This window comes from Spirosoma knui, from assembly GCF_054780635.1.
The window spans coordinates 291758-301561 of record NZ_BAAGVY010000009.1 but is presented as its reverse complement, the minus strand read 5'-3'; the positions used below and the strand labels follow the sequence as shown (position 1 = coordinate 301561).

Here is a 9804-nt window from a genome sequence, read left to right as displayed (position 1 = left end):
AGGGGGTTGTCGGACTCTCGTCCTTCGTAGGCGATGGGCTTCTCGACGAAGGGGAAGTAGACCTGGTCGCCAAGCGTGAGGTTAGTAGATGACATGCTACACGGGGTTAATTGAACCGCAAGTTAGTACGTATTACGCAATCGGTTGCAAAGAGCCTATTACCTTAATCGGTAGTTGTGCGTCCGATCAGTTCAGACGCGAAGATGAAGCTAATAAACATATATTTTCTTGAGCACGACAACGGTTAATTTGCGCCAACAAGTACGTATTCCTTGCCTGGTGCTGTCGGTAGGTCGTAGACCCTAACTCCGTTGCTGGCTTCTTCCGGCATTCGAGTGCGATACTGGTTTTCTGGTAGTTTGAAGAATGGGTTTGGGTTGAGGTCTTTGGCGGTCTGCAATCTCGCCAGACCAGTGCCGGTCAGGTTATTGGAAACGCGAATTCTACAGTTTCCACCGAGCGCAGACCGGATAACGACCCGGCTTACTTTTCCGTTTGCCCACTTCATATCTAGTTCATAGCCACCGCGCGCTTTCAAGCCTTTTACTTCCCCCGAACTCCAGGCATCGGGTCGGGCGGGTAAAAGGTTGAGCAGGCCATCGTGACTTTGCAGCAGCATCTCGCCAATGCCGGATGTACCCCCGAAGTTGCCGTCGATTTGAAAGGGCGGGTGTGCACAAAGCAGGTTTGAGTACGTCCCCCCGCCCTTTGCATACTCAGTGCCTTCTACCCCCGTAAGTCGCAGCAGTTCGCGCAGCAGTTTGTAAGCGTGATTGCCGTCGTGAAGCCGGGCCCAGAAATTAATTTTCCAGGATTTACTCCAGCCTGTACCGCCATCGCCCCGAATTTCAAGTGTTTTCCGGGCGGCATCCGCGAAGGATGGCGTTGTTAGCGGAGAAATCTGCCGACCGGGATGAAGTACGTAGAGGTGGGAAACATGCCGGTGTTGTGGGTCCTGATCGTCCCAATCTTTGTACCACTCCTGCAAATTACCTTTTTGGCCAATTTGTAAGGGGAATAGAAACTTTTTCTTTTCGAGCAGCATCTTCCGGAAGTCAGCGTCGGTATTCAACTGCTCAGACGCCTGAATTACGTTCGTAAACAGGTCCCAGATAAGGCCCATGTCCATCGTTGTCGCCACAGAAACCGACTCGTTCTCGCCTTTTTCAGTAATGAATACATTCTCGGGCGAGGTGGCTGGTGCCGTAACCAGGCGGCCTTGTTTATCTTCTACCAGCCAGTCTAGGCAAAACTGGGCGGCTTCGCGCATTAACGGATACGCGTACCGTTGCAAGTACTGGCGGTCGCCGGTAAAGGTGTAATGGTCCCACAAGTGCTGGCTAAGCCAGGCACCGCCCATTGCCCAGTTCGCCCATGACGGGCTGCCTTTGCCCCGGTCGCCGACTGGGTTGGACGTAGCCCAGATGTCGGAGTTGTGGTGTACCGTCCAGCCCTGGGCGTTATAGAAATTTTTTGTCGTTGCCCGGCCGGTGGTAGCCATGTAGCCGATCCAGTCGAGAAAGGGTGTGTGAAGTTCCGACAGGTTGGTCATCTCAGCGGGCCAGTAGTTCATCTCCGCATTGATGTTCGTGGTGAAATTACTGCTCCAGGGCGGTTGCACCATGGGGTTCCAGATACCTTGTAAATTAGCAGGCACTCCTGGCTCCCCTTCGCTTTTGGGACGCGAACTGGATATAAGCAGGTAGCGGCCAAACTGAAAGTAAAGGCTTTCCAGATCCGGGTCGACGGCCCCTTCGGCGTATCGTTTGAGCCGTTCGTCGGTTGGCAGGTCAGCGGCTGAACGGCTGCCAGGTGTGTTGGTTGTCAGGTTGAGACTGACCCGATTGAAGTAGCGGTGATAATCGGCGAGGTGGTTTCGGCGTAGAACTTCGTACGACTTGCTGCCTGCTTTCCGGAGATACGTATCGCACAGTTGCTTTTCGTTACGTCCCTCGCGGTCGGGGCATTTGTTGAAGCCATTGAAACTTGTGGCGGCCGAAACGAGCAGCACGGCTTCGGTTGCGTTCTGAATCTGTACACCCGCTGTATCCGTCGTTACGGTTCCATCCGTCGAGCGAACCGTAACGCGCCAGTCAAAGCGCATTCCGCGGCAGCCTTCCGGATCTTCGTAACCAATTGGCTTAGCGTTGTAATTCACGTAGTTTGGGTCGGCGTGAGCCGGGACTTTGCCCCGAATAGCCAGTCCGTTACGTCCAATAACTGTTTTAGTGACAGGATGCTGACTACGGGGAGCCGCCAATAGACGTAACGCGCCCTTCTTATTAGCGGTGAGCCGGATCACAATTACCTGATCAGGAGCCGAAACAAAAATCTGCCGGGTGAACGTGACGCCGTCCACCGTAAAGCGCGTTGTGGCAGTGGCGTCGCTGATGTTTAAATCCCGGTAATAGTTGGTTGGCTGGCCCGATAAGGTTTGCTTGAGTAGCAGATCGCCGAGGGGTTGGTAGGCTTCGGTGTACAGGCCCTGTACGTTCTGGGTTAGTTTAGCGGCTTGCTTATAATCCTCTTTAAACAGTGCTTCCCGAATTTGAGGCAGGTATTTAGCGACGCCGGGGTTGGGGTCTAGATTGGCTGGTCCGCCCGACCAAAGACTTTCTTCGTTCAGTTGAAGCAATTCTTCTGCGGGCTTGCCAAAGACCATGACACCGAGTCGCCCGTTGCCAACCGGTAAGGCTTCGTTCCAGTTGGCCGCCGGGCGATTGTACCACACCCGTTGTGATTGCGCCTGGGCGGAAAAGGACAGGATAATTAAACAAGCAATACGTAAGCTGGTTACATGTAGCAACAGGTGATTCATAGAGTACGGAGAGAGAAACTACCCAACAAATATTAAGTTTCTATTGAGATAACTATACCATAGCCGTTGGTTTACGTATAGATTCGCGTAAAATTAAGGTAAGTGTTATTCCGTCAAGCGTTTTCTGACCGAACGAACAGCCTGATCTGCCCGGTCCAAATCTAGTTTTGCTTACTTAACGTGGATTTGTTCCTTTGTATAATTTTAGCCAATAGCTTGATGTAGTTGGGTGTTTCGTCAATAATGCCAGCCTCCTTATCCCCAAATTCTGTTTTACCAGTAGCGGCTACGGCTGTTCTCGACAAACTACCCGATGGCGTAGTGTACTATGAGGCTGTCCGGAATGTTGCGGGGGAAATCACAGATTTTCGGTTAATGTACCACAACCCCTTATTCAGGCAATTGGCCTCAATTGCTCATCAGTTACGGATAGGGGAACAGATACTGCGCGATTTGCCACAGCAGAAAGACGTTTGGGAGCCTATTGTCAGGCGCTACGCTACAGTTGTTGAATCGGGACAGGCGATAGAATATCTGGATGCCGAAGCTTCTCAGGGACGTAGCGTTTCGATTCGCGTGGCTCCGTACGATCATGGTGTGATTGCCACCCTTCGCGACGTAACCAGTCAGCAGCGCTGGGTAAAAGAAGAGCATCAGCGCTTTGAGGATGTTCTGAATGCTTCGCTCAGTAATACGTTTGTATATGAGGCTATTCGTGACGCCGATGGTCAAATCCAGGATTTTCGCATCCGCTTTGCCAATCAAGCCGCCCGGCAGGCAGTTCTGGATAGTTGGGGACTTGAAGCGATTGGTAACACGATATTGACAGTGTACCCAGGCTCGCGGGAGTCGGGTCAGTTTCGGCATTGCGTTCAGGTGATTGAAACCGGTGAGCCTGTTCGACTGGAACTGTATTACCCGGCAGTACAGGTCTGGTATGATACGTCGATTACTAAACTTGGCGATGGATGCATCGTTACGGGTTTAGACATCACGGACCGGAAGCTGAACGAGTTGCGGGCCGAACAGCAAACGGCTGACCAGGAACGTATTGTGAACGAATTGAGGCAGAGTAACGAGAACCTGCGGCAGTTTGCGCAGGTCGCTAGCCATGATTTGCAGGAACCCTTACGGCGGATTCAGTCATTCAGTGATATTCTGCAAAGTCAGTTTGAAGATAACCTCTCGGATGGGGAGCGGGACATGACCCGGCGTATCCAGAAATCGGCGAAGCGGATGCAGATGTTGATCAAGGATTTGCTGATGTATTCGCAGCTGGCCACGGAGCGGGCACCTTTAAGGCCAGTTCCTCTTCGTAACGTATTGGAAGACGTAGTAAGCGACCTTGAAATTGCTATTGCGGAAAAGAAGGCTACCGTCACGGTAGGAGAACTGCCAACTATTTTAGGAAGCACATCCCGATTGCATCAGTTGTTTCAGAACCTGATTGCCAATGCTCTGAAGTTTCAGCAACCGGACCAGCGGGCGAGTGTCGACATCGGAGCCCGACTTGCGGAAGCTAATGAACTTCCGGCTGAGTTACAAGGACAGTCAGCCGCGTTCTGGCTGGTGACCGTTGCCGATAACGGACTTGGTTTCGACGAAAAGTACAAAGACCGGATTTTTCACCCTTTTCAGCGATTGCATGACGCCAGCTTATACAGCGGAACCGGAATTGGGCTGGCTATTTGTCAGCGCGTGGCCGAAAATCATGGCGGGGCCATTGACGTAAGCAGCCAACCCGGCAAAGGAACTACGTTCAAAGTGTTCCTGCCTGTCTATCAGGAGGGTTCTTAACCCTTTGTTAGTTCTGCCGCCCATTACTTTTGTGTCTGGCGAAACAACGATTGATACGTCAAAAACGCCTGTTGGGCTCCTCTCACTACGTCATCCGACGCATCGCCAGCCTGTTTGTTGACAAATGCAATAAACGTCTTCCATTTAAGGCCGGTTTCTGCACCGTAACCTCGGTAAAAACGAGCGTGTTCCAGCAGCGGGCGCACGGCCGGGCTGGTCTGTAAATAATGCCATACCGTTTTGCCGCCGAGCATTGAGCCCTCGCCGACGTAAGCCGCGCCGAGCAGCTCTGCCGGTGACCAGTTTGCAAATACGTTTGCCGACTGAGCTGGAATTGTCTGTTGAAGTTGAGCTAAATCCGCCTGTAACCAGGACGTTTTCCGTCGATCGTCGGGTGCATAATCGGCGAAGTAACCGGAATGTTGATCAATGGCAGTTTCCAGAGCACTATGGTAAGCGAAGTGAGTACGTAGAAGCTGGCTGTATTCGTTGGTGGAAAGGGTGCCGCCCCGCAGCGCATCGGCAAACAAAAGCTGCTCGGTTTGTTCATGCAGCGAGCGGGTTTCTGCGCGTAGGCGTTCCATCAGGTTTGTCATAGATTAATCAATCCGGGTGTTGTCTTCCAACCAGAACTGGCAAAGCCGTTGCAGTAGTACCTTTGTGTCCTGATAATTACCGGGTTTTACCAGATACGCATTTATTCCCGCGTCGTAGGCATGTTCAATGTCATTGGGGCTATCGGACGTACTGAAGGCCACCACCGGCAGCCTTCGGGTCCGCTTCGTCGAACGGGCGCATTTCAGCACATCAAGACCGCTCAGCCCAATCAGATTCAGGTCTAGTAACAATAGTTTGGGTAAAGGCGTTTGCTGACCCTGAGCAGTTAGGTAATCGATGGCTTCGGAGCCACTACGTACTATAGTGTAGGTGACAGGCCGATCCATCTTGTGAATCAATCGGCTGAAGATGTCAGCGTCATCTTCATTATCCTCTACGTATAAAATGTCAATCATGTTTAGTCAACCGCCACAACGGGGAACGAGACGAAGAACGTAGCCCCCCGGTTCGGTTCGCTATGGTACCATATTTTACCCTGGTGCCGACCAATAATTCGTTTTACAATGGCCAGGCCAACGCCCGTTCCCTTAAATTGCCGGGCGTTCTCCAGTCGTTTGAACAACTCAAACATTTTACCGGCTTCTTTCATGTCAAAGCCGATGCCGTTATCAGTCACCGAATAGATCACTTCCTGACCGAGCTGTTGACCACTTATTTTTATCCGTCCTTCGGGTTGTGATCGGGTGTATTTTGCTGCGTTGGTGATCAGATTAGAAAACAATTGATGAACCATAGTTGGGTCGGCGCTAAAACCCGGAGCTTCTTCAATATCAATTGTTAAGGCTCTGTCTTTTTCCGAAATCAGCACTTCCTCCCGGATCGTTTGCAGGAGTTGCTTCATATCAATATCCTGCGCGTTGAGTTCAGTACGGCCCATTCGGGAATAATACAGAATGTGGCGAATCAGCGCCCGCATCCGGTCGGTCGAATCCATAATCTTCTGGAACAATGCGCGGGCATCCGGATTGAAGTCCTGCCCGTATTCTTCCAACAAAATCTCTGAATAACAGCGGATCGACGACAAAGGGGTTCGGAGGTCGTGGGAGACCGTGTAGCTAAAGGCGTCTAGTTCCTCATAGGCAATCTGAAGTCGCTGATTAAGCATCCGAATCTCGTTCGCCTGGCGAGTCACTACCTGTAGTATGTCTTCGCGCAGCTTAATGGCCGCCGATACCTCAACTTCACTCCAGGCGTCGGAAGTGTTGTGAACCAACTCAGTCCAGGCCGCAAAGCTCTTGCGAGGGCTAAGCCGCGCTCGTCCGTTTTCGCCGACGGTGACGGCCTTGTCGGGATTACCAGCCCACGTTACTTGTCGAACACGTTCGGGTTTAAACCAGAGTAAGTATTCGTTCAGTTCGCGGGACAAAACAATGGCTAACATACCGGCGGCTTTATCCCGAAATGCTTCAGCGGGTGGGTACAGTACGGGCAAAGCCTGCGTTTCCAGAAAGGTTTCAGTGTCTGTCGTTTTTAACCACTCGACTAACTGCGTTATTTCGGCTTCGTCGGGCGTTTTCCCCAGCCGATACTGCTGATTATTGAACAACAGGACGGCTCCGGAAGCCGAGGTCAAGTTCAGCACGGTAGTCGGATGCCGGGTTAATGCCCGCGTAATGTCTTCATCGGCCAGCAATTGATCCTGCAGTTGTTGACCGTTATCCCGACTTTGCCGGAGCAACGTTTGGCTTTCTTCGTTTTTATGAAATTCCAGCGCAGCCGACAGCAACTGGCTGACGAACTTAGCCGACTGCCGCGAGGAGTAATCAACAAAACGGGGTGAGTAGTGGTGGCACGACATAAGCCCCCACAATTCACCTCGATACAGCAGCGAAATACTCATCGACGCCTGAACACCCATATTTTTAAGGTATTCAATATGAACTGGTGAAACCGCGCGCAGGGTTGAGTGAGTCAGGTCAACGGGTTGATTGGCGGGCCAGTCAGGCACCGACAGAATCGACGAGGGCTGACTGTTTGCATCGGCAATCAGCCTGACTAAGTTTATTTTGTATAGTTCGCGGGCCTGCCGGGGAATGTCAGACGCTGGGTAGTGCAGACCCAGAAATGGCTCCAGATGATCTTCTTTCACTTCAGCCACTACCTGCCCATGCCAGTCAGCGCCAAAGCGGTAAACCATAACCCGATCGAAGCCAATAATTTCTTTAACGCGTCGGGCTGTGTTTTGTAGCAGGTCGTTGAGGTGCCGACTCGATTGGACCTCGGTCAGCGCTTCAGCAATCAGGCGCTGGTTCAGCGAGACCTTTAGATTTTCTTCGGTCGGCTCCCATTCCAACAGAATAAGTCCCTGGTATTCATGAATAATTAAATTCCAGAACTGATTACCAAGCTGAACTCGGTGTGGGTTGATGTTTTCCCAGGAGTTGTTCCGTGTGCCTACGTTCAATAACTCAATGAGAGTCGTGGCAGGTAGGTTCGTTTTCGCCAGTAGGGTTTCGAGCGATTGCCCAAGAATTTCACTAATCGGCTGGCCAACCAGGTCCGTTACGTTCGCACTAGCATGAACAATGGTGTACGTATCGGGGAGAATAGCAACTAAATAGCCGTGTGCTTGAATGTGTCCTAAAATGTGAATCGGTTCGCGATCACAATTCGTGACGTCTACATCAAAGTCGATCATTCGTTGAGAAATGGGTCCTTTAAGCCAATGAAGGCCGGTGATGTCAGAAACAGGAAGAGATATGCCTTGTTATACAAATTAACGATCTGCAATATACGTTTTTTTGGGTATAAATAGAGCGTGTAAAAGTGACAAATGCAGCAGTTCGTTATCAGTTCAGCTAACATGCTCAGGTACGTTACGTCTTTGTTCAAATCGTATGGCGTATATCCCTATTATATTTGTCCGTTGGCAAAACGCTATTCAATGCGCTTCACGTAATTTTGAGCCTGAGGAAACTGATACGTTATCATTCAATGCCTGCGGTCTTCCGCTATTCATTAAAATTCACCAACGTCATATGCAACCTGAACTCTCGCCAGAAGCAGCTTTTGCCAAGTTAGGCTTATCGTTACCGCCCGCTCCACAACCCCTGGGTGTTTACAAACCCTTTTTAGTTGACCAGAAATACCTCTATGTATCGGGTCACGGGCCGGTACAAGATGATAAAAGCTTAATAATTGGCCGAATCGGTCAGGACATGGACATTGAGCAGGGAAAGCTAGCTGCGCGGCAGGTTGGCCTGACAATTTTATCGACCATCCGAACGAATCTGGGCAGCCTGGACCGGGTCAAGCGGGTCATTAAAGTGCTGGGTATGGTCAACTGTGTCTCTGATTTCGGCCGCCACCCATACGTTATCAATGGATGCAGTGAATTATTTGCCCAGATTTGGGGTGAAGACAATGGGATTGGGGTTCGTTCAGCCGTCGGGATGGGATCGTTACCCGACAACATTCCGGTAGAAATCGAAGCGCTGTTCGAATTGGTGTGATGATGGAGCAAGCGAACTGGTACCAAATCGACAATATCGACCAGATTGATTCACCTGCGCTTGTTGTGTACACCGAGCGCGTGAAGCAGAACATCAATCAACTACTAACTTATGTAAACGACGTAGACCGCCTGCGGCCGCACGTGAAAACGCATAAGTCGCCGGAAGCGACCCAGCTGCTGCTCCAAGCCGGTATCCGTAAGTTTAAATGCGCGACGATTTCCGAAGCCGAAATGCTGGCGCAATGCGGAGCACCGGACGTACTGCTGGCTTATCAGCCCGTTGGGGCCAAGATTGGCCGCTTTATTGCTTTAGTTAATCATTACCCAGCAACAGCTTTTTCTTGTCTGGTTGACAATATAGTAACCGCCCGTCAACTAGCTGAACAGGCGGTTGCCGCTGGGTTTACCATTCCGGTATACATTGACTTAAATGTTGGTATGAACCGAACCGGCACAACGCCTGATGTGTCGGTCCTTGCTCTATACGATGAATTGACACAGCTCGAGGGGCTACGGCCGGTGGGCCTGCACGCTTACGATGGCCACATTCGGAACAGGGATCTGGCCGCTCGGACAGTGGAATGTAACACTGCTTTTGAGGCTGTTTCTCAACTTCGTGATCAATTGCGGGAGAAAGGGTATGACCCTATTGTAGTTGCCGGAGGAAGCCCGACGTTTCCCATCCATGCCCAACGACCGGATGTTGAGTGTAGCCCCGGTACGTTCATTTACTGGGATAATGGCTACCAGACTGCTCTTCCTGAACAGCCGTTTCAGCCAGCGGCTTTGGTGGTAGGTCGGGTTATTTCGCGGCCCGATGCAACCAAACTCTGCATTGATATAGGTCATAAATCAATTGCGGCTGAGTCTGATTTGAACCACCGCATTACGTTCCTCAACGCACCTGAACTGCGACCAATCGGGCAGAGTGAAGAGCATCTGGTTGTTGAAGCTGACGAAGGACATACGTATCAGATTGGAGACGTAATGTACGGGCTACCGCACCATATCTGCCCGACCTGCGCCTTATACGAACGAGCTTATACCACCGAGCAGGGAAACGTATTTGGCGAGTGGCGGACAGTGGCCCGCGATCGAGTTATCATCTACTAACAAC

At 51.2% G+C, this 9804-nt stretch carries 7 protein-coding genes; 3 read left to right on the top strand and 4 right to left on the bottom strand.

All coding sequences use genetic code 11. The annotated features are described in order from the left end of the window. Window positions 1-244 precede the first annotated feature (244 nt). Window positions 245-2818, bottom strand: coding sequence for a glycoside hydrolase family 95 protein (locus ACYVIY_RS19405; protein WP_460978048.1), 2574 nt, complete (start codon window positions 2816-2818; stop codon window positions 245-247). A 243-nt stretch (window positions 2819-3061) separates the two neighbouring features. Here ACYVIY_RS19405 and ACYVIY_RS19400 point away from each other — a divergent pair, with 243 nt between their 5' ends. Further along, window positions 3062-4615 carry a sensor histidine kinase gene (locus ACYVIY_RS19400; RefSeq protein WP_460978047.1) on the top strand — a complete coding sequence of 518 codons (1554 nt, stop codon included), beginning with the start codon at window positions 3062-3064 and terminating at the stop codon, window positions 4613-4615. 23 nt (window positions 4616-4638) lie between these two features. On the opposite strand, the gene ACYVIY_RS19395 is transcribed toward ACYVIY_RS19400, so the two are convergent. Genes ACYVIY_RS19395 through ACYVIY_RS19385 form a run of 3 tightly spaced genes read right to left on the bottom strand, consistent with a single transcriptional unit; the run spans window position 4639 to window position 7871 of the window. Continuing rightward, window positions 4639-5199, bottom strand: a complete 561-nt coding sequence (locus ACYVIY_RS19395; RefSeq protein ID WP_460978046.1) for a biliverdin-producing heme oxygenase — start codon at window positions 5197-5199, stop codon at window positions 4639-4641. A 15-nt stretch (window positions 5200-5214) separates the two neighbouring features. Continuing rightward, window positions 5215-5628 (bottom strand): response regulator, encoded by a 414-nt coding sequence (locus tag ACYVIY_RS19390; RefSeq protein WP_460978045.1) that lies wholly within the window; start codon window positions 5626-5628, stop codon window positions 5215-5217. 2 nt (window positions 5629-5630) lie between these two features. Beyond that, window positions 5631-7871, bottom strand: a complete 2241-nt coding sequence (locus ACYVIY_RS19385) for an ATP-binding protein (RefSeq protein ID WP_460978044.1) — start codon at window positions 7869-7871, stop codon at window positions 5631-5633. Window positions 7872-8211: 340 nt separating this feature from the next. Here ACYVIY_RS19385 and ACYVIY_RS19380 point away from each other — a divergent pair, with 340 nt between their 5' ends. Both ACYVIY_RS19380 and ACYVIY_RS19375 read left to right on the top strand, forming a co-directional pair. Beyond that, on the top strand, window positions 8212-8685 hold the full coding sequence (locus tag ACYVIY_RS19380) for a RidA family protein (protein ID WP_460978043.1): 474 nt from the start codon (window positions 8212-8214) through the stop codon (window positions 8683-8685). Next, on the top strand, window positions 8685-9800 hold the full coding sequence (locus tag ACYVIY_RS19375; protein ID WP_460978042.1) for a D-TA family PLP-dependent enzyme: 1116 nt from the start codon (window positions 8685-8687) through the stop codon (window positions 9798-9800). Before ACYVIY_RS19380 ends, ACYVIY_RS19375 begins: the two co-directional genes overlap by 1 nt. Window positions 9801-9804 lie beyond the last annotated feature (4 nt).

Excerpts from the sequence above, each read along its gene's own strand:
- ACYVIY_RS19405 (WP_460978048.1), bottom strand. The coding sequence starts at position 2,818 with ATGAATCACCTGTTGCTACATGTAACCAGCTTACGTATTGCTTGTTTA.
- ACYVIY_RS19400 (WP_460978047.1), top strand. The coding sequence starts at position 3,062 with ATGCCAGCCTCCTTATCCCCAAATTCTGTTTTACCAGTAGCGGCTACG.
- ACYVIY_RS19395 (WP_460978046.1), bottom strand. The coding sequence starts at position 5,199 with ATGGAACGCCTACGCGCAGAAACCCGCTCGCTGCATGAACAAACCGAG.
- ACYVIY_RS19390 (WP_460978045.1), bottom strand. The coding sequence starts at position 5,628 with ATGATTGACATTTTATACGTAGAGGATAATGAAGATGACGCTGACATC.
- ACYVIY_RS19385 (WP_460978044.1), bottom strand. The coding sequence starts at position 7,871 with ATGATCGACTTTGATGTAGACGTCACGAATTGTGATCGCGAACCGATT.
- ACYVIY_RS19380 (WP_460978043.1), top strand. The coding sequence starts at position 8,212 with ATGCAACCTGAACTCTCGCCAGAAGCAGCTTTTGCCAAGTTAGGCTTA.
- ACYVIY_RS19375 (WP_460978042.1), top strand. The coding sequence starts at position 8,685 with ATGATGGAGCAAGCGAACTGGTACCAAATCGACAATATCGACCAGATT.